Here is an 18,037-nt window from a genome sequence, read left to right as displayed (position 1 = left end):
AGGTAGACGGACCCCCCAGGGTTGGCATTGAAGATACATAGAAAAGACCGCCTGAACGGTGTAAAGAGCCTATCCAACAGCTGCATCGGCCCGGGCGGCAGGGCGCGCGCCGTCCTCCGTACCGTAGGAATCGGTGCCCGGCAGGGGGACGTTAAGCTGCCGCAGGCTCAGCGTGATCCGACGGCCTGAGCGGGCCACGTTGCCGGACGCGCCACCGGAACCAGAGCGTCAGTCCGACGGCCGCCGCGCCGAGGCCGAGCGTCAGCCCCCACCAGATGCCTTCCGCCCCGAGGTCTAGCCCGAACCCCAGCCACAGCGCCGCCCCGAAGCCGATCCCCCAGTACGCCACCGCCCCGACGATCATCGGGGCGCGCGTGTCCTTCAGCCCGCGCAGCGCACCGGCCGCCGTCGCCTGCACGCCGTCGAGAATCTGGAAGACGGCCGCGATGCCGAGCAGCGCCGCCGCGAAGCGGGCGACCTCCAGCTCGTCGCCGCTGACGCGGCCGAGGTAGACCCACACCACCCAGTCGGGGCGCAGCCAGAACAGGAGCGCGGCCAATGTCATGAACGCCGCCCCCATCGCTACTGCGGTCCAGCCCGCCCGCTCGGCCCCCGCCGGGTCGCCCGCGCCAGCGGCGTGGCCCACGCGGACGGTCGCGGCGAAGGCGACGCCGAGCGGCACCATGAACGTCACGCTCGCGGCGTTGATGGCGATCTGGTGCGCCGCCAGCGCCACCGTCCCCAGGTTGCCCACGAGGAGCGTCGTCACGGCGAAGAGCCCGGCTTCCAGGCCGAAGCTGATCCCGATGGGCCAGCCGAGCCGGAAGAGGTCGCGGAGCGCCCCCACGTCGGGCTTGCGGAGGCGGGCGAGGCCGGCCCGCTGCCAGAAGTCGCGGTCGAGGCGGACGTAGAGCAGCAGGCCGAGGAAGAGCACGCCCGTCACGATCGCCGAACTCCACCCGGCCCCGACCACGCCGAGCGCGGGGAACCCGAGCCAGCCGTACATCAGCACCCCGTTGAGCCCGGCGTTGGCGAAGGCCGCGACGACGGTGACGACGAGGATCGGGCGGGGGCGTCCCAGCCCCTCGGCGAAGCCGCGCAGCGCGGTGTACCACAGGTGCGGGACCGTGCCCCAGAGAACGGCGCGGACGTACGCGCCCGCGAGCGCTGCCGTTGCTGGGTCCTGCCCGGTCCTGCCGAGGGCCGGCTCGATGTACCACAGCGGCAGCATCAGGGGTACGCCAAGGAGCGTCGCCAGCCAGAGGCCCTGCCGGAGCGAGCGGCCGACCGTCGCCTCGTCGCCCGCCCCGACGGCCTGCGAGACCATCGGGTTGACGGCCATCACGACGCCCATGCAGACGAGCAGGAGCGAAAAGTAGACCGAGGTGGCGATCACGCCGGCCGCCATCGCCTCCGGCCCGAGACGCCCGATCATCACCACGTCCACGAAGCCCATCGCCATCTGGACGAGCTGCGTGAGCGCGAGCGGGGTGGCGAGAGCGAGCGTGGCGCGCGCTTCGCGGCGAAAGAGGGAACGCGAGGGCACGAGAAGCGGAGGAGAAACGGTGACGCGGAGGTGCACACAACGACGCCGAGCGGTCCGGGTTGCGGTAAAGGCAGTCTCCCCCCCGCCGATAGTTCAACTCGCCCCCATACCCCCGTCGCCGTCGACTCGTTTTCTCTTCCCGCCTGATGCCGCTCCCTTCCTCCGAGGCTACCCCAGGGCTTCGCACGTACCGCGTGGTGAGCCTCCTGGCTGCGGCGCTGGCCCCGGTCTTCGGGTACCTCTACCACTGGAACGACCCGGCGGCCGTGGACCCGCTCTGGATGCGCTGGCTGGTGGGGGTTCTGCCGCTCGCCCTTGCAGCCGGCAGCTACGTCAGCGCGTGGGTGCGGGCGCACCTCGAGGTGCTCGCCGCGGCCATCGTCTGCGTGATGGTCTCGTGGTTCGGGGTGGTCACGGCGCTCAACGACCTCGCGCCGGAGTACGTGCTCGGCTACCTGTTCGTCGTTGTGATGATCAGCATCGCCACGCCGGAGACGAGCACGCTGCCGATGGCGTTCGGGCTCGCGCTCTACACGGTCGGCGTGGCCGCCGCCGCTGTGCTGGCCGCAGGCGCTCCGGCCACGAACCCCTGGTTCTTCATGGTCTGCGTGGTCTGCACGGCGGTGACCATCTGCATCGGCCTCTGGCTCCGGCACGGGGTGCGGCAGCGGGCTCAGGCCAGCGAGACTCTGTACCGCACAGTCTTCGAGAGCACCACCGACGGGCTCTCTCTGACCGACGCCGAGACCGGCCGCTTCTTGGAGGCCAACAGCGCCTACCTCACGCTGACGGGCTACACGCTCGCCGAGCTGCGCGCCCTCACGATCCCGGACGTAGTCGTCGCGCCGGAGCGGTTCACCAAGCACGAACTCGACACGGCCCTGAACGACCGGCAGCTTGCCGTCGGCGAGCAGCAGCACCGCCGCAAGGACGGCACCCTGGTAGACCTGAAGGTCGGGGTGCGCCTCATCGAGCGCGACGGGCAGGCCGTCTTCTGCACGACGGCCCACGACCTCACGGAGCAGAAGCGGGTCGATGCCGAGAAGGCGCGGGCCCAGGCCCAGGCCGAGACGATGCTCCGCATGAAGTCGACCATCCTCGACACGATGGGTCACGAGCTGCGGACCCCGCTGGCAGGCATCCTCGGCTTCACCGAGATTCTCGCGGAGGAAGTCACGGACGAGCAGCGCGACCTCGCGCAGGCCGTCCAGCAGAACGCGCACCGCCTGAGCGATACCCTCAGCGCCCTCCTCGACCTGGCCCAGCTTCGGAGCGGCGAGGCCAAGATGCACATCGAGGTTGTGGACGTGGCCGAGGTGGCCGGCGAGGTCGCCGACCTGTTCCGCCACCGCACCGAGTCGAAGGGACTTGACTTCCGCGCAGAGATTGCGTCCCCGGCCCGCGCCCAGCTCGACCGCGAGGCCCTGCACCGGCTGCTGAGTCACCTGCTGTCGAACGCGGTGAAGTTCACCGACGAGGGGGCCGTCCGCCTCACGGTCGGGGCCGACGAGCAGCGCGTCGTCCTCCGCGTCATCGACACCGGCATCGGGATGGACGCAGCCGACGTACCGGCCCTGTTCGACGCCTTCGAGCAGGCGTCCACGGGCCTCAGCCGCACCCATGAGGGGACCGGCCTCGGCCTCCCGATCACGAAGCAGCTCATCGACCTGCTGGGCGGACGGGTGGAGGTCCAGAGCGTGCCCGGCGCGGGGACCACCTTTACGGTCAGCTTCGACCGGACGTGGGCCAGCGTGGAGGACGCGCCGGAACGCCCGCGCCCGGCAGCCCGCCTCGCCCCTTCCCCAGGTGCCCCCAGTCCTCCGGCAAGCTGAGGCTGTCAGCCCTCCTGTGTTGTCATCCCGGACCCGGGATCTGAAGCGTGGCTCCGAGATCCTGAACCGAGTTCAGGAAGCTCACCCTGTCAGGGTGAGCTTGTCGCAACACCAGTGTCTGCGTGAGCGCAGCACGTCACTCCCCTCGTCGGGGCTGCGACCCCGCACGCCTCGTGTGCCTCGTACGCCTCGTGCGAAAGTTTTTGACCGCGTCGTATCTTGGCGGCGCTATGCACGGACCCCCCGCCTCCCCGCCTCGCCCCGCGCTGCACGCCGCGCGCGCCACCGACGTGGTGGACGTGTCGGTCGTGATCGTGAACTACAACGTACGCGAGTTTCTGGAGCAGGCGCTCGGATCGGTCGAGCGCGCCTCGGCGAGCCTGTCGGTAGAGACGTTTGTCGTGGACAACAACTCGGTAGACGGGTCCGTGGCGATGGTCCGCGAGCGCTTCCCAGGCGTCCGGGTCGTGGCCAACGAGGAGAACGTCGGGTTCGCGCGGGCCAACAACCAGGCTATCCGCGAGGCGAAGGGGCGCTACCTGCTCATCCTCAACCCGGACACGCTCGTGCAGGAGGACACCCTCCGCTCGCTCGTCGCGTTCATGGACGCGCACCCCGAGGCCGGCGCGGCCGGCTGCCGGATCCTCAACCCCGACGGCACGTCTGCGCCCGAGAGCCGTCGCGCCTTCCCGACCCCCTCGGTGGCGCTCTACCGGATGCTCGGGCTCTCGCGCCTCTTCCCGAAGAGCCGCACGTTCGGGCGCTACAACATGACCTACCTCCCGATCGACGAGGTGTGCGAGGTCGACGCGCTCTCCGGCTCCTGCATGATGGTGCGCCGCGCGGCGCTCTACGAGCACGCCGCCCTGTCCGGCGATGGTGCCCCCGGCAGCGGTGCCGGGCTGTTCGACGAGGAGTTCTTCATGTACGGTGAGGACCTCGACTGGTGCTTCCGCATCCAGCAGGCCGGCTGGAAGATCTACTACACGCCCGACACCCAGATCATCCACTACAAGGGGGAGTGTACGCGCAAGGGCGAACTCCGCTACGTCCGCCTCTTCTACGGGGCGATGCTCAAGTTCACCGAGAAGCACTTCGCCGGCAGCCACTCCCGCGCGCTGGCCAGCGTGATCCGCGGCGGGATCCTGGCGCGGGCCGGGATGAGCATGGCCGCGAAGGCCCTCGCCGCGCTCGCGGTGCCCGTCCTCGACTTCGGCCTCGCGCTCCTCGTCGGCATGGTGGTGGCGCTGGGGTGGTCGGCGCAGCAGGGCATCGCGTTCGACGGGCTCTACTACACGGCGCTCGTCCCGGCCTACGCGCTCGCCGCCGTGCTCGGGATCGCGGCCGGCGGCGGCTACCGGCGCGGCCGGCGCTACCCGCTCCGGCCTGTGCTCTCGGGCATCGGCGTGGCCTTCCTCGCGGTGACGACGTTCTCGTTCTTCGTCAAGAGCGTAGCCTTCTCGCGGGCGACGATCCTGCTCGGGTTCTTCCTCGTCGCGGTCCTGCTCACGGCCTGGCGGCTCGTCGCCAACCGGCGGCAGCACGGCAACCGGCGCGCGCTCCTCGTCGGCAGCGCGGGCGAGGCGGGCCGGCTGCGCGGCCTGCTGGCGCGGCGCATCGACCCGCCGGTCCGGCTCGTCGGCTTCGTCGGCGCGGCCGAGCAGGCAGCGGGCGTCGAGCGCCTCGGGGCCGTGCGCCACCTCCGCGACCTCGTCCGGCTGCGCGAGATCGACGACGTGATCTTCGCCGCCGACAGCCTGACCAACACGGCCATCCTCCAGCACATGCGGCGGCTGCGCGACCTGCCGGTGCAGTTCAAGATTCTCACCCAGGGCCAGGACCGCATCATCGGCAAGGCCTCGATCGACGACTTCTCGACGCCGCTGCGCGAGGCCGAGCGCTTCGTGGCCCCGCTGCGCTCGCCGCTGGCGCGCCGCGCGGTCGAGATGCCGGTGGCCCTTCTCGGTGCCCTCCTCCACCCGCTCATTCGGCTCGGCGTCCGGTTCCGTCCGCACGGGCGGCTGCGGCGCCTCGCCGCGGCGACGGCCCGGATGCCGTCGGTGCTCGCCGGGCGGCGCGCGCTGATCGGCTACGATGCCGCCCAGGCCCATCCCCCGAAGGCGTGGGGCCTCCGCCCCGGCGTCGTCTCGATCCTCGACACGCTCGTGGCCCCGCCGGAGGACATCGTCGAGGCGCACCGGGCGTACTGGTTCTACGCCCGCAACCAGTCCGCCGCACTCGACTTCGAAATCCTCCTGCGCGCCCTCTTCCGCAAAATGTGAGGCGTGACGTGCGAGGGAAGCCACAGCCCCTGCTTTGCTCAGGGTGCCCTCGCGCGTCACGCCTCACGCCCGACGCCCCATGCACCTCCTCGACTTCGAGAAGCCGCTCTACGAGCTAGAGGAAAAGCTCCGCGAGCTCCGGTCCTTCAACGCCGAGGACGGGAGCGTCGACCTCTCGCCGCAGATCGAGGCGCTCGAAGCCCGGGCCGAGACCCTCCGCGTCTCGATCTACCAGGGCCTCACGCGGTGGCAGCGCGTCCAGCTCGCCCGCCACCCCGAGCGGCCCTACACGCTCGACTACATCAGCGGCTTCGTGCGCGGCTTCCGCGAGCTCCACGGCGACCGCCTCTTCGGCGACGACCGCGCCCTCGTCGGCGGCCTCGGCCGGTTCGAGGGGAGCCGCTGGGGCTCGCGCGACCGGACGGTGATGGTGATCGGCCAGCAGAAGGGGCGCGACACCAAGAGCCGCAAGTTCCGCAACTTCGGGATGCCTAACCCCGAGGGCTACCGCAAGGCCCTCCGCCTGATGCGCATGGCGGCCAAGTTCGGCAAGCCGATCATCACCCTTCTCGACACGCCGGGCGCGTTCCCCGGCCTCGAAGCCGAGGAGCGCGGCCAGGCCGAAGCCATCGCCCGCAACCTGATGGTGATGGCCCGCCTCCCGGTGCCGATCGTCATCGTGGTGATCGGCGAAGGTGCCAGCGGCGGCGCGCTCGGCATCGGCGTCGGCGACCGGATTCTGATGCTCGAGAACGCGTGGTACTCGGTGATCTCGCCCGAGAGCTGCTCGCAGATTCTGTGGCGGAGTTGGGACTACAAGGAGGAGGCCGCCCGCGCCCTCAAGCTGACCGCCCCAGACCTCGTCGAGCAGGGCATTGTCGACACGATCGTGCCCGAGCCGGCCGGCGGCGCGCACCGCAACCCACAAGCCGCCTTCGACGCCACCGGCGCAGCCATCACCGAAGCGCTCGACCACCTCGACGGTCTCGACACGGACACCCTCCTCGCCGAACGCCTCGCCAAGTTCGACGGCATGGGTACCGGCGCTATCGCGGTGTCGTAGCCGTCGGGGCATCGGGCAACCCCAGCGCCTCGCGCATCCTTCGCCCGTCACCTTCACATCTCCCGATGATCGACTACGTCTACCAGCACCGGGTGCGGTACCGCGAGTGCGACCCGATGGGCGTCGTCTACCACGCGCACTACGTGGACTACTTCGAGGCGGCGCGGACCGAGGCGCTGCGCGCGCACGGCCTGGCCTACAAGACCCTCGAAGAGACCGGCATCATCATGCCCGTCGTGGAACTCTCGGTCCGCTACCACCGCCCGGCGCGCTACGACGACCTGCTGGAGATCACCGTCTCCATCGCCGAGCCGGACACGCGTGCGGAGACCACCTACGAGGTCCGGCGGGCGGGCGAGGAGCGGGTGCTTGTCTCCGGGGCGGTCACGCTCTGCTTCCTCGACACGGCGCAGGGCCGGACGGTCCGCGCACCGCAGGTCGTCCTCGACGCCTTCGCGCGCGCCACCGCGCCGGCATGAGCGCTCCCGACCTCGCCGAACTCGACGCGCTCATCGAGCGGGCTCTCGCAGAAGACGTCGGCCCCGGCGACGTGACGACGCTCGCCACGATTCCCGCCGGTCAGTTGGCCGAGGCCACGTTCCTCGCCAAAGAGGACGGGGTCCTCGCCGGGCTTGCCGTCGCCGAGCGGGTGTTCGACAAGGTGTCCGGTGCCAATTTTGCCCTCGCGTGGACACAGCACGATGGCGAGGTTGTGGAGGCGGGCACGCGGTTCGGGACGCTCCGAGGCGAGGCGCGGGACATCCTCGTCGGGGAGCGGCTGGCGCTGAACCTGATGCAGCGCATGAGCGGCATCGCGACCGCGACGCGGCAGATGGTGGAGGCCGCTGGGCCGGGCACCCGCGTTCTCGACACGCGCAAGACGGCCCCCGGCTTGCGGGCGCTCGACAAGTGGGCCGTCCGCCTCGGCGGCGGGACGAACCACCGCACGGGCCTCTTCGACATGTTCCTCATCAAGGACAACCACATCGCCGCTGCCGGGGGGATCCGCCCGGCCATCGAAGCCGCCCGCGCCTACCGCACCGCGCACGCCCCCGGCCTCGCCATCGAGATCGAGACGCGGACGCTGGACGAGGTAGACGAGGTGCTCGCCGCGGGCGGCGTGGACCGGGTACTGCTCGACAACATGGTCCGCCTTGCCGACGACGGGACTGTAGATGCGGCGATGCTGCGCGAGGCCGTCGCGCGCCTCGCGGGCCGGTTCGAGACCGAGGCCTCGGGCAACGTGACGCTCGCCACCGTGCCCGCGATTGCCGCGGCGGGCGTGGACTTCGTCTCGTCGGGCGCGCTCACCCACTCCGTCCGCGCCCTCGACATCTCGCTGAAGGTCGAGCTGGCACAGTAGCTACAGCCGGCCGCTCTCGCTCGTTGTCCGAGACGGCGGCGCGTCGAGCGACTTGACGAAGCCGTCGATGCCGCGTGCGGCGAGGCGGGCCTGGCCGGCCGCGGCGCTCTCGGCGGTGGGGAAGACGCCGTAGCAGACCCGGTAGACGCGCGCGCCGTCCACGGTCACCGGCAGCACCCACGCACCGCGCAGGTCGTCGGCCCGCGCGGCGGCGCGCCCCTCGTCGGAGAACGAGGCCAGTTGCACGGTAAATCCGCGAGACGCGGCCTGGGCAACCGGGGGCGAGGCGCCCTCCGCCTGAGCCCGCTCCTTCTCGCGCAGGGCGCGGACGCGCAGCAGGGCGAGTTCGTCCTCGCCGAGCCGCAGCACCACGTCGCCGCCGCGCGCGCCCAGACCTAGGCGGTCGGCGGCGCGAGCGGAGACCCGCACGCTCGGCCGGTCCGGGGCGGGGACGCGGTCGTTGACCCGGACGGTGACCGTCTCGCCGTTGGCCGGGTTCGTCAGGTCGACGAGGGTGCCGAACGGGAGGGTCGGGTGAGCGAGCGTGGTGCGCTCCGGGTTGTAGGGCTCGCCGCTGGCCGTCGCGTGGCCGGTGGCACCGGGATCGTAGCGGACGGCCCGCGCTTGCTCCGAGGCATTGATCGAGACATCGTCTTGCGCGGCGACGGGCAGCGCCGTCAAGAGCAGGCCGAAGGCGAGGAGGCGGAGCATGGGCGGCGGGGCGGAGGGCGGGGCGTGCAAAACACAAGGCGTAGCACGCACGCCGGCAGGATGAGTTCACCTGTCCAGTGAAGAGTGCGCTGTCTCAGGAACCGGATCGAGACATTGCGCTGTCCGGCCGGTCGCGCAGGCTCGTGCGGCGGGTTAGGAACCCGCATAGGCGATCTACCAGTTAAACGCCTATCTTCTTGACTCTGCATTCCCTCCGCTGACACCGTTTCTCCCCCTATGCCGCGCACCATCTTTCTCCTTTTCGTGCTCCTGGGCAGCACCGCCGTACTCGCCCAGCCCGACCCCGCCCTCACCGAAGCGCCGCAGGCCGCCGCGTGGCGCGCAGCGATGGGCCACGCCGAGGCTCCCGGCCCCAGCGCCGCCGGACGGACGACCGAAGACTTCAACATGACGCTGCTCGGCACCCTCGGCCCGGCCACCGACCGGTACGGCGACATCTGGGGCTGGGTGGACCCGGCGACGAACCGGGAGTACGCCCTGCTCACCGGCCGCGACAACGGGCTGTTCGTGATCGACGTGACGGACGACGCCCCAGTGCAGACGGGCTTCGTGCCGGGCCTCGCGTCGTCGGGCGGTAGCCTGGACGCGAAGGACGTGAAGACCTACGGCTCCTACGCCTACCTCGTCAACGAGCGTGCGCCGCTGCAGATCATCGACCTCGCCGACCCGACCGACCCGGTGCAGGTGGGGACGCTCGACGTGCAGCCGGGCGTCTCCAGCGGAGGGTCGCACAACATCCTCGTCAAGGGCGACTACCTCTACGTCATCGGCGGGCGCTCGCCGGGCGGCCTCCGCATCTACAGCCTCGCCGACCCCGCGGCCCCGGCCTTCGCCGGCGGCATCGCCGGCACCGACGGGCAGACGTACTACCACGACATAGACATCGTCGGGGAGGTGCTCTACGCCGCGGCGATCTACGACCAGGGCATCGACATCCTCGACATCTCGGACAAGGCCAACCCGACGGTCACGGCGAACTTCCAGTACGCCGCCGTCAACCAGGGCGCGCACAACATCTGCGCGACCGAGGACGGGAGCCACCTCTTCGTCGGCGACGAGATCGGGAGCGAACGGCACACGCGCGGCTTCGACGTGCGCGACCCGTTCGACGTGGAGCAGGTCTCGACGATCATCATCAACCCGAACCCGAGCCAGCCCGTCCACAACTGCTACGTCCGGGACGACCTCCTCTACATCGCCGCCTACGCCGACGGCGTCCGCGTCTACGACGTGAGCGACCCCGGCGACCCCGAGGCGGTCGGTGCCTACGACACCTACCTCGGCACCGAGACCGGCTTCCGGGGTGCCTGGACGATCTACCCTTACCTCCCCTCGGGCAAGCTGATCGTCTCGGACAAAGACACCGGCCTCTACGTGCTTCGCCTCGGCGAACCCCCCGTCGATGCCGAGGACGATGCCCAGCCAGCCGACGTCTTCGCACTCGGCGCGAGCTATCCCAACCCGACGACGGGGGCGATGACGGTGCCGTTCGCTCTCGGCGAGGCCGCCCACGTCCGCCTCGCGGTCTACGATGTCCTCGGCCGCGAGGTCGCCGTCCTCGCCGACGGGCTTATGGCGGCGGGCGATCACGCGATACTCTTCGACGGGGACGCCCTCCCGAACGGTGCCTACGTCGCGCGCCTCGACGTGGCAGGCTCCGTGCAGACGCGCCCCTTCACGCTTCTGCGCTAGGTCTATCCACTTCCCGCCCAGGCCATGCTTACCCTTCTCGTTATCCTCACCCTCAGCTACCTCATCGGGTCGATCCCGACGAGCATCCTCGCCGCGCGCTGGCTGCGCGGGATCGACATCCGGCAGCACGGCAGCGGCAACGCGGGGGCGACGAACGTCTTCCGCACGCTCGGCAAAGGCCCGGGCATGGCCGTGATGGCGATCGACCTGCTGAAAGGCGTTCTGGCAGTCGCGCTCGGGAAGTACCTGCGGGTAGGCGCGGAGCCTGCGTTCTTCCACCCTAACGAGACCGGCTGGCTGATGGTCATTGCCGGCGCGGCGGCCGTGCTCGGCCACATCTACACGGTCTACGCTGGGTTCAAGGGAGGGAAGGGTGTCGCGACGGGCGCGGGTGTAGTTGTCGCCCTCGCGCCAGTCCCGGTCCTCGTTGGCCTGGGCCTGTTCACGATCATTGTGGCGACGACGCGCTACGTCTCGCTCGCATCGATGGCGGCGGCGGCCTCGCTCCCGCTGACGCAGGTCGTGCGCGAGGCTGTATTCGGGGTAGACGTGTCGGCCCCGACGATGTGGTTCTGCATCGTGGTGCCGTTCCTGATCTTCTTCACGCACCGCGCCAACATCGGGCGGCTGCTGCACGGGACCGAGAGCCGCGTCGGGGCAAAGAAAGGCTAGGCCTCGACGCGCGCGTCGTTCAGGACCGGGCCGAGGACCCGCCAGACGGTCTCGGCCATGATGCGCTGGCCGGCCGTGGTCGGGTGGACGCCGTCGGGCTGGTTGAGGGCCGGGACACCGCCTACCCGGTCGAGGAGGAACGGGACGAGCTCCACGCCCTGCTCGCGGGCGACAGCCGGGAAGACCTCGGCGAAGCGCTCTGCGTAGCCGGTGCCCATGTTGGTCGGCACCATCATGCCGGCGAGGACGACGCGTACGTCGGGGTTCGACGTGCGGGCGCGCTCGATCATCGCTTCCAGGTTGGCCTGCAGGGCGTCGGTGGGGAGCCCGCGCAGGCCGTCGTTGGCCCCGAGCGCGAGGACGAGCACGTCGATCTGCTGCCGCCCCGCGAGCCAGTCGATCCGCCGCAGGCCGCCGGCCGATGTGTCGCCGCTGATGCCGGCGTTGACGGTGCGGACCGCGATCCCGAGCGAGTCCGCCTTGGCGTCGATGAGCGCCGGGTAGGCCTGGTCCGCGCCCTGCGGCAACCCATAGCCCGCCGTGAGCGAGTCGCCGAGGTAGACGACCGTCACCGCGCCGCTGTCGGCTTCGGCGGTCGTCGTCACGGCGGCTGGCTCGGCGACGGGCGGAGCCTCTGCCGGGTCCGGCGACGAGCAGGCGGCGAGGGCGAAGAGCAGGCAGGCAGATAGAGCGAAGCGCATGGAAGGCAGCCGATGTGACGGGGGCAAGCAAACCGTAGCTACCACCGGCTGTTCCTCGGCGTCTGGTGCAACAGGCGACGGGACCGGTCGTACCAGTTCGGCCGCTCACCAACCCGCACCTCTGTGTCGTTCGCTCTTTCCGTTCGCAACCTCACCAAGACCTTCGACAGCGGGAGCCGTCGCCTGACCGTCCTCGACGATGTATCGTTCGACCTCGCCGACGGGGCGACGTGCGCGGTCGTGGGCCCCAGCGGGAGCGGTAAGACGACGCTCCTCGGCCTCGCGGCCGGCCTCGACCGGCCGACCTCGGGCACGGTCGAGCTGTGCGGCGAGCGGCTCGATGCCCTCGACGAAGACGAGCGCTCGCGCGTGCGCGGGGAGTCCGTCGGGTTCATCTTCCAGCAGTTCCGGCTGATCCCGACGCTGACCGCGCTGGAGAACGTGACGGTCCCGCTCGAGCTGCGCGGCGTGCGCGGCGACGCCGAGGCGGAGCGGCTGCTGGCGCGCGTCGGTCTCGGCGACCGGACGCACCACTACCCGACGCAGCTCTCCGGCGGCGAGCAGCAGCGCGTCGCCCTCGCCCGGGCCTTCATCAATCGCCCCCGCATCCTCTTCGCCGACGAGCCGACCGGCAACCTCGACACCGAGACCAGCGAGACCGTCGAGGCCCTCCTCTTCGACCTCAACGCCGAGGCCGGCACCGCGCTCGTCGTCGTCACCCACGACCTCGACCTCGCCGCGCGCACCGAGCGGGTCTTGCGGCTGAGAGGGGGTCGGCTCGTGGGGGATGAGGTGACGGAAAGATATAGTGGCGTGGGAGGAGTGGAGAGAGTGGGAGGAATGAAGGAGGAGGCACCTCGCTCCGCCTCCGGCTAACATCCTCCCGGTCTTCCCATTCTTCCCATTCCGTCTATGTTCTCCCTCACCTTCGCCTGGCGCGACAGCCGGACCTCGCGCCGCCGCCTGCTTCTCTTCGTCGCCTCGGCGGCCCTCGGCGTGGCAGCGCTCGTGGCGATTCGCTCGTTCTCGGACGGACTCCAGACGGCCGTCGCCGAGCAGGCCCGGTCGCTCACCGGATCCGACCTCACGGTGTCCACGCGGCGCGGCTTCGGGCCTCCGGGCGATGCGCTCGTGGACTCGGTGGCGCGGGCCTACCCCGGCGACCAGGCCGAGGAGGTCGCCTTCGCTTCGATGGCCTACTTCCCCGCGACCGGCGGGGCGCGGCTGACCGAGGTCCGCGCCGTCGCAGGCGGCTACCCGTTCTACGGTGAGATCGTGACGACCCCGGAGGGCGCGGCGGACGCGTACCAGGCGGAGGGCGAAGCGCTCGTCGACGCCTCGCTTCTGCTGCAGTACGACGTGGCCCCCGGTGACTCCGTCCGCGTCGGGCAGCGGACGTACCGGATCGCCGGCGGGATCGACGAGATCGCGGGGCAGACCGGCGTCGGCTCGTTCGTCGGGCCTCGGGTGTACGTACCCCTCGCCGCGCTCGACACGACGCTTCTCGGCTTCGGCAGCCGGGTCGACTACCGCCGCCACTTCCGCTTCGACGCGGCCGACGAGGAGGCCGTCCTCGCCGAGATTAGGCCGGCACTGCGTGCCCTCGGGCTGGGGGCGGACACGCCGATGGAGGCGCAGGAGGACTGGAACAACGCGCTCGGCGACCTCGGGCGGTTCCTCTCGCTCGTCGGGTTCGTGGCCCTCCTCCTCGGCGGGATCGGGGTGGCGAGCGCGATCACGGTCTACGTCCGCCAGAAGGCCGAGACGGTCGCCACGCTCCGCTGCCTCGGCGCGACGGCGGGGCAGACGCTCCGCGCCTACGTCCTCCAGGCCGCCGCGCTCGGCCTCGCCGGGGCCGTCCTCGGCGCGGCCCTCGGCGTGGCGGTGCAGACTGTGCTGCCCGCCGTCCTCGGACCGTTCCTCCCGGTCGAGGTCGCCTTCGCGGTCTCGTGGCGGGCCGTCGCCGAAGGGATCGGGATCGGCCTGGCGGTGGCGCTCGTGTTCGCGCTCCTCCCGCTCGTCCGCGTCCGGCGCATCCCACCGCTCCGGGCGATCCGTTCGGGGGCCGAGGGCGAGGGCGGCTTCGACCCGCTGCGCCTCGCGCTCGTCGGGGCTATGGTGCTCGGCGTGGCAGCGTTCGCGTGGGCGCAGACGGGCGACGCCCGGGCGGCGGTCGGCTTCCCGCTCGGGATCGCGGCCGTCCTCGGCCTCCTCGCGCTCGCGGCACGCGGGGTGATGGCCGCCGTGCGCCGGGTCGCCCCGTCGGGCTGGCCCTACACCGCGCGGCAGGGCCTGGCGAACCTCTACCGCCCGGGCAACCAGACGCTCGTGCTCATGCTCACGCTTGGGCTCGGGACGTTCCTCATCGCCACGCTCTGGCTCGTCCAGACCTCGCTCCTCGACCAGATCGCCGTCACGAGCAGCGGGTCGCCCCCCGGCCTGATCCTGTTCGACGTCCAGCCCGACCAGCGCGGCGGCATCGCGTCCCTGATCGAGTCGGAGGGCGGCGAGGTCCTCGACCGCATCCCCGTCGTGACGACGAGCCTCACCGCCGTCAACGGGCGCAGCACCGACGCCATCCGGCAGGACTCGGCCAGCACGGTGCCGGGCTGGGTGCTCCGCCGCGAGTACCGCTCGACCTACCGCGCCGGGCTCATCGGCTCCGAGACGCTCGTCGAGGGCCGCGTCGCCGCCCGCGTCCCGGCCGACACCGCCGTCGTCCCGGTCTCGCTGGAGGCCGGCATCGCAGGCGACCTCGGCGTCGGGCTCGGCGACCGGCTGACGTGGAACGTGCAGGGCGTCCGCATGGAGACCGAGATCGCGAGCCTGCGCGAGGTGGACTGGGCGCGGGTCCAGCCCAACTTCTTCGTCGTCTTCCCCGAAGGCCCGCTCGACGGGGCCCCGCAGTTCGACATCATCCTGACGCCTGGCGGCGACGCCGAGACCTCGGCGCGGCTCCAGCGCGAGGTCGTCCGCGCCTACCCGAACGTGTCGATCGTCGACGTCCGCCTCGTCCTAGGCTTGGTGCAAGGCGTGCTCGGCCAGGTGGCGTTCGTGCTCCAGTTCATGGCTCTCTTCTCGATCCTGACGGGCCTCGTGGTCCTCGCCGGGGCCGTCCTCATCTCGCGCTTCCAGCGGATCGAGGAGAGCGTGCTCCTGCGAACGCTCGGTGCAGCGCGCGGGCAGGTCGGCCGGATCCTCTTCGCCGAGTACCTGCTGCTCGGGCTGCTCGCGGCGGCCGTAGGCGTCGGCCTCGCGCTCGTCGGCGGGTGGGCGCTCTCGGCGCTCGTGTTCGAGGTGCCGTTCGTGCCGGCGTGGGGCGGCGTGCTCGTCGCGCTCCTCGCCGTGCCCGCGCTGACGGTCGCCATTGGCCTCGTCGGGAGCCGGGGGATCCTCCAACGCCCGCCGCTGGAGGTGCTGCGCTCGGCAGGGTGAGGTTATGTCGGGTGGCGACCTGTGTCTACCAGGTATGCTCCTCGCCGAACCCGCCCGCCGCTACGACCCGACTCGGCAGCGCCGCCGCTCGGTCCGCCTGCCGTTTCACGGCTACGCCGACGGGGTGTACTTTGTGACGATCTGCACGCACGGCCAGGTGCCCCTGTTCGGCGAGGTCGTGGACGGGGGAATGTGCCTGTCGGGCCTCGGGGCGATGGTGTGGGAGGAATGGGAACGGACAGGGGATATCCGGGCCGAGGTCGTATTGGACGCCTTTGTTGTCATGCCGAACCACGTTCACGGGATCTTCGGCATCATCGGCGATGACGCAACGCCCACCGGTGGCGTAGGGGCGACCGGCCGGTCGCCCCTACGGTCGGGACCAAACGCACGACCGGGACCTCCGCCAAAATCGTTGGGGGCGCTTGTCGCCGGGTTCAAATCCGCCGTCACGAAACGGGTCAACGCGGCGCGCGGGACGCCGGGGGTGGTGGTCTGGCAGCGCAATTACCACGAGCGCGTCCTGCGGGACGAGCGCGAACTGGGCGTCGCTCGCCGGTATATCGCCGACAATCCGCTCCGGTGGACCTTTGACCGGTACGGACCAGATGACACAGTCTGAAAGCGGCAGGGCTCGTAGTCAGTGTAGCACGCCGACGACGCGGACCATCTCCTCGATGCTCGTCTCGCCCTCGCGGACGACGGCCCACGCGGCGTCCTTGAGCGTGGTCATCCCGTCGGCCACGGCCGCGTCGCGGAGGGCGTCTTCGTCGAGGTTGCCTTCGGCCTGGATGATGCGCTCGCGGATGGGCTTCGTCATCGCCATCACCTCGGCTACGGCGCGGCGGCCCCGGTAGCCGTTGCCGTTGCAGTTCTTGCAGCCCGAGGCGGGGGCGGCGCGGAGGAAGGTCTCGCCCTCGCCGGGCTGGAAGCCCATGCGCCGGAGCGTCTCCAGGTCCGGGTCGGGGTCGGGCTGCTTGCAGGCCGGGCAGAGCACCCGGAGGAGGCGCTGCGCCGCGACGAGCGTGACGGAGTGGGCGATTAGGAAGGGCTCGACGCCCATCTTGTAGAGGCGGCTGACGGCACTCGGGGCATCGTTCGTGTGGAGCGTCGAGAACGTCAGGTGGCCCGTGTTGGCGAGCTTGATGCCGAGCTCGGCCGTGTCCTGGTCGCGCATCTCGCCGACCATCACCACGTCGGGGTCGTGGCGGAGGATGAAGCGGAGGGCCTCCTTGACCGAGAGCTTGTGGCTGACCTTGATCTGCCGGATGCCGGGAAGGACGTACTCGACGGGGTCCTCGACGGTGAGGACGTTGCGCTTCGGGGAGCGGACCTCGTGGAGGGCAGCGTAGAGCGTCGTCGACTTGCCCGAGCCGGTGGGGCCGGTCAGGATGACCATCCCGTGCGGCTGCCGGATGGCCTCCTTGAAGAGCTGGAGCCCCCGCTCGCCGAGCCCGAGCTTGTCGAGGTTGTCGACGACCTTGCTGTCGTCGAGGATGCGGATGACGATGCTCTCGTGGCGCGTCTCCTGGTCGGAGTGCGCGATCGGGAGGACCGAGACGCGGTAGCGGATGAGGGTGCCGTCGACGGTGCGCTGGATGAAGCCGTCCTGGCCCTTCTCGCGCTCGAACCGGTCCACGTTGCGGCTCCGGTCTTTGGCGACAGCCAGGAACGCCTCGGGCGGGGCCTTGTCCTCGACGTACCACTGGGCGAGGTCGCCGTCAACGCGAAAGTTGATGCTGATGTAGCCGTCCTCGTTGGGGCAGATGTGGACGTCGGAGGCCCCGCGCCGCACGCCCTCGAAAAGCGCAGCCTCGAACAGGTTGATGAGCGCGCTCCGGTTGATCTCGGCTTCGAGCTCCTCGTCCTCCACGAGCGGCGCGTCGTCGGCCTCGAGCCCGAAGTCGAAGGCGTACTCCGAACTCTCCTGCACCTTCTCCAGGTACTCGTTGCGGACCACGTTCTCGCTGACGCCGGACTCCTCGGTGAGTTCGGCGAGGAGGTCTTCCGGGGCGTACTGGAGGTCGTAGGACTGGAGGTGGAGCTTGTTGAGGAAGCGGTGGATCTCCGGGTTCGTCGGGTCGTGGGTGATGAAGATCCAGCGCCCGACGGGCCGCGCCTCTGTGGCCCCCCGGCCCGGCCTTTTTCTGTCGGCTGCCCGGCGCGTCGGCGCGTCCTGCTGCTCTTCGCTGGCCGCCGCCGGCAACACCTTCAGCGCCTGCATCTGGCTCCACTGCTCCGACGAGAACAGGTCCTCCACCTTGCGGATGCAGGCCAGGACAGCGTCTTTAGCGAACTGCGTGGTCTTGAACGCGAAGACGTTGGCCGCCTCGGCGTAGACCATCGACGCGTCGAGGCTCGGGTCCATGGCCAGGGCGCGCCAGAGCTTGACCGGCGTCCCCTCCTGCGCTAGCTCGTGCCGCCGGTGCCACGCCCGCTCGACGTGCTCCACGCGGATCGCCTCGTTGAACAGCAGCGAGATCACCACCCGGTCCTCGACGTTGAGCGGCGAGAACGCCTCCGCCGCTAGCTCGGTGTCCGACGGAGCCACGTCGAACTGGTCGCCGATGGAAGCGGGCAGTTCGCTGATGGCATCCGGCAGTTCGCTGATCGCGTCCGGTAGCGGCGGGCTGGAGCTACCCCTCCCGTCCGGTGCTGCCGAACCGTTGGGCTGCGGCTCCGTTGAGGAGGTCTCGTCCCGGGCGGGCTCGTTCGTCAT

The 18,037-nt window shown here is 70.7% G+C and carries 14 protein-coding genes; 10 read left to right on the top strand and 4 right to left on the bottom strand.

The window, feature by feature from the left end:
* Positions 1 to 151 precede the first annotated feature (151 nt).
* Positions 152 to 1,546, bottom strand: a complete 1,395-nt coding sequence (locus AAGI91_02935) for an MATE family efflux transporter (protein ID MEM1041561.1) — start codon at positions 1,544 to 1,546, stop codon at positions 152 to 154.
* Between the two features lie 146 nt (positions 1,547 to 1,692).
* On the opposite strand from AAGI91_02935, the gene AAGI91_02930 reads away from it, so the two are divergent.
* From AAGI91_02930 to nadC, 5 genes are all read left to right on the top strand, one after another.
* Positions 1,693 to 3,378, top strand: coding sequence for an ATP-binding protein (locus AAGI91_02930; protein ID MEM1041560.1), 1,686 nt, complete (start codon positions 1,693 to 1,695; stop codon positions 3,376 to 3,378).
* 230 nt (positions 3,379 to 3,608) lie between these two features.
* Positions 3,609 to 5,660 carry a glycosyltransferase gene (locus AAGI91_02925; protein ID MEM1041559.1) on the top strand — a complete coding sequence of 684 codons (2,052 nt, stop codon included), beginning with the start codon at positions 3,609 to 3,611 and terminating at the stop codon, positions 5,658 to 5,660.
* A 79-nt stretch (positions 5,661 to 5,739) separates the two neighbouring features.
* Positions 5,740 to 6,723 carry an acetyl-CoA carboxylase carboxyltransferase subunit alpha gene (locus tag AAGI91_02920; GenBank protein ID MEM1041558.1) on the top strand — a complete coding sequence of 328 codons (984 nt, stop codon included), beginning with the start codon at positions 5,740 to 5,742 and terminating at the stop codon, positions 6,721 to 6,723.
* 65 nt (positions 6,724 to 6,788) lie between these two features.
* The gene (locus AAGI91_02915; protein MEM1041557.1) at positions 6,789 to 7,202 is read left to right on the top strand and encodes a thioesterase family protein; all 414 of its coding nucleotides are present in this window, start codon (positions 6,789 to 6,791) and stop codon (positions 7,200 to 7,202) included.
* A complete protein-coding gene (nadC, locus tag AAGI91_02910; GenBank protein ID MEM1041556.1) occupies positions 7,199 to 8,086 on the top strand; it encodes a carboxylating nicotinate-nucleotide diphosphorylase in 888 nt (295 codons plus the stop codon). The genes AAGI91_02915 and nadC overlap by 4 nt, the downstream gene beginning before the upstream one ends.
* On the opposite strand, the gene AAGI91_02905 is transcribed toward nadC, so the two are convergent.
* Positions 8,087 to 8,797, bottom strand: a complete 711-nt coding sequence (locus AAGI91_02905) for an SPOR domain-containing protein (GenBank protein ID MEM1041555.1) — start codon at positions 8,795 to 8,797, stop codon at positions 8,087 to 8,089.
* A 237-nt stretch (positions 8,798 to 9,034) separates the two neighbouring features.
* Between AAGI91_02905 and AAGI91_02900 the strand changes: the two genes are divergently transcribed.
* Together AAGI91_02900 and plsY are read left to right on the top strand one after the other, a co-directional pair.
* The gene (locus tag AAGI91_02900; protein MEM1041554.1) at positions 9,035 to 10,510 is read left to right on the top strand and encodes a choice-of-anchor B family protein; all 1,476 of its coding nucleotides are present in this window, start codon (positions 9,035 to 9,037) and stop codon (positions 10,508 to 10,510) included.
* Positions 10,511 to 10,534: 24 nt separating this feature from the next.
* Positions 10,535 to 11,182, top strand: coding sequence for a glycerol-3-phosphate 1-O-acyltransferase PlsY (plsY, locus tag AAGI91_02895; protein MEM1041553.1), 648 nt, complete (start codon positions 10,535 to 10,537; stop codon positions 11,180 to 11,182).
* On the opposite strand, the gene AAGI91_02890 is transcribed toward plsY, so the two are convergent.
* Positions 11,179 to 11,883 (bottom strand): arylesterase, encoded by a 705-nt coding sequence (locus tag AAGI91_02890; GenBank protein ID MEM1041552.1) that lies wholly within the window; start codon positions 11,881 to 11,883, stop codon positions 11,179 to 11,181. The two genes, plsY and AAGI91_02890, sit on opposite strands and share 4 nt — an antisense overlap.
* A gap of 123 nt (positions 11,884 to 12,006) precedes the next feature.
* On the opposite strand from AAGI91_02890, the gene AAGI91_02885 reads away from it, so the two are divergent.
* Genes AAGI91_02885 through AAGI91_02875 form a run of 3 tightly spaced genes read left to right on the top strand, consistent with a single transcriptional unit; the run spans position 12,007 to position 15,940 of the window.
* Positions 12,007 to 12,759 (top strand): ABC transporter ATP-binding protein, encoded by a 753-nt coding sequence (locus AAGI91_02885; protein ID MEM1041551.1) that lies wholly within the window; start codon positions 12,007 to 12,009, stop codon positions 12,757 to 12,759.
* Between the two features lie 36 nt (positions 12,760 to 12,795).
* Entirely contained in the window at positions 12,796 to 15,318 is a 2,523-nt protein-coding gene (locus AAGI91_02880; GenBank protein MEM1041550.1) for an FtsX-like permease family protein, read from the top strand.
* Positions 15,319 to 15,352: 34 nt separating this feature from the next.
* Positions 15,353 to 15,940 carry a transposase gene (locus tag AAGI91_02875; protein ID MEM1041549.1) on the top strand — a complete coding sequence of 196 codons (588 nt, stop codon included), beginning with the start codon at positions 15,353 to 15,355 and terminating at the stop codon, positions 15,938 to 15,940.
* A gap of 18 nt (positions 15,941 to 15,958) precedes the next feature.
* Here the strand turns inward: AAGI91_02875 and AAGI91_02870 are convergent, their stop codons facing one another.
* A complete protein-coding gene (locus AAGI91_02870; GenBank protein MEM1041548.1) occupies positions 15,959 to 18,037 on the bottom strand; it encodes a GspE/PulE family protein in 2,079 nt (692 codons plus the stop codon).

The organism is Bacteroidota bacterium, assembly GCA_038746285.1.
GTDB lineage: Bacteria > Bacteroidota > Rhodothermia > Rhodothermales > JANQRZ01 > JANQRZ01.
Note: the sequence above shows the minus strand (reverse complement) of the source record. Positions and strands in the feature narration are given on the sequence as shown.

Excerpts from the sequence above, each read along its gene's own strand:
- AAGI91_02930 (MEM1041560.1), top strand. The coding sequence starts at position 1,693 with ATGCCGCTCCCTTCCTCCGAGGCTACCCCAGGGCTTCGCACGTACCGC.
- AAGI91_02925 (MEM1041559.1), top strand. The coding sequence starts at position 3,609 with ATGCACGGACCCCCCGCCTCCCCGCCTCGCCCCGCGCTGCACGCCGCG.
- AAGI91_02920 (MEM1041558.1), top strand. The coding sequence starts at position 5,740 with ATGCACCTCCTCGACTTCGAGAAGCCGCTCTACGAGCTAGAGGAAAAG.
- AAGI91_02915 (MEM1041557.1), top strand. The coding sequence starts at position 6,789 with ATGATCGACTACGTCTACCAGCACCGGGTGCGGTACCGCGAGTGCGAC.
- nadC (MEM1041556.1), top strand. The coding sequence starts at position 7,199 with ATGAGCGCTCCCGACCTCGCCGAACTCGACGCGCTCATCGAGCGGGCT.
- AAGI91_02905 (MEM1041555.1), bottom strand. The coding sequence starts at position 8,797 with ATGCTCCGCCTCCTCGCCTTCGGCCTGCTCTTGACGGCGCTGCCCGTC.
- AAGI91_02900 (MEM1041554.1), top strand. The coding sequence starts at position 9,035 with ATGCCGCGCACCATCTTTCTCCTTTTCGTGCTCCTGGGCAGCACCGCC.
- plsY (MEM1041553.1), top strand. The coding sequence starts at position 10,535 with ATGCTTACCCTTCTCGTTATCCTCACCCTCAGCTACCTCATCGGGTCG.
- AAGI91_02890 (MEM1041552.1), bottom strand. The coding sequence starts at position 11,883 with ATGCGCTTCGCTCTATCTGCCTGCCTGCTCTTCGCCCTCGCCGCCTGC.
- AAGI91_02880 (MEM1041550.1), top strand. The coding sequence starts at position 12,796 with ATGTTCTCCCTCACCTTCGCCTGGCGCGACAGCCGGACCTCGCGCCGC.
- AAGI91_02875 (MEM1041549.1), top strand. The coding sequence starts at position 15,353 with ATGCTCCTCGCCGAACCCGCCCGCCGCTACGACCCGACTCGGCAGCGC.
- AAGI91_02870 (MEM1041548.1), bottom strand. The coding sequence starts at position 18,037 with ATGACGAACGAGCCCGCCCGGGACGAGACCTCCTCAACGGAGCCGCAG.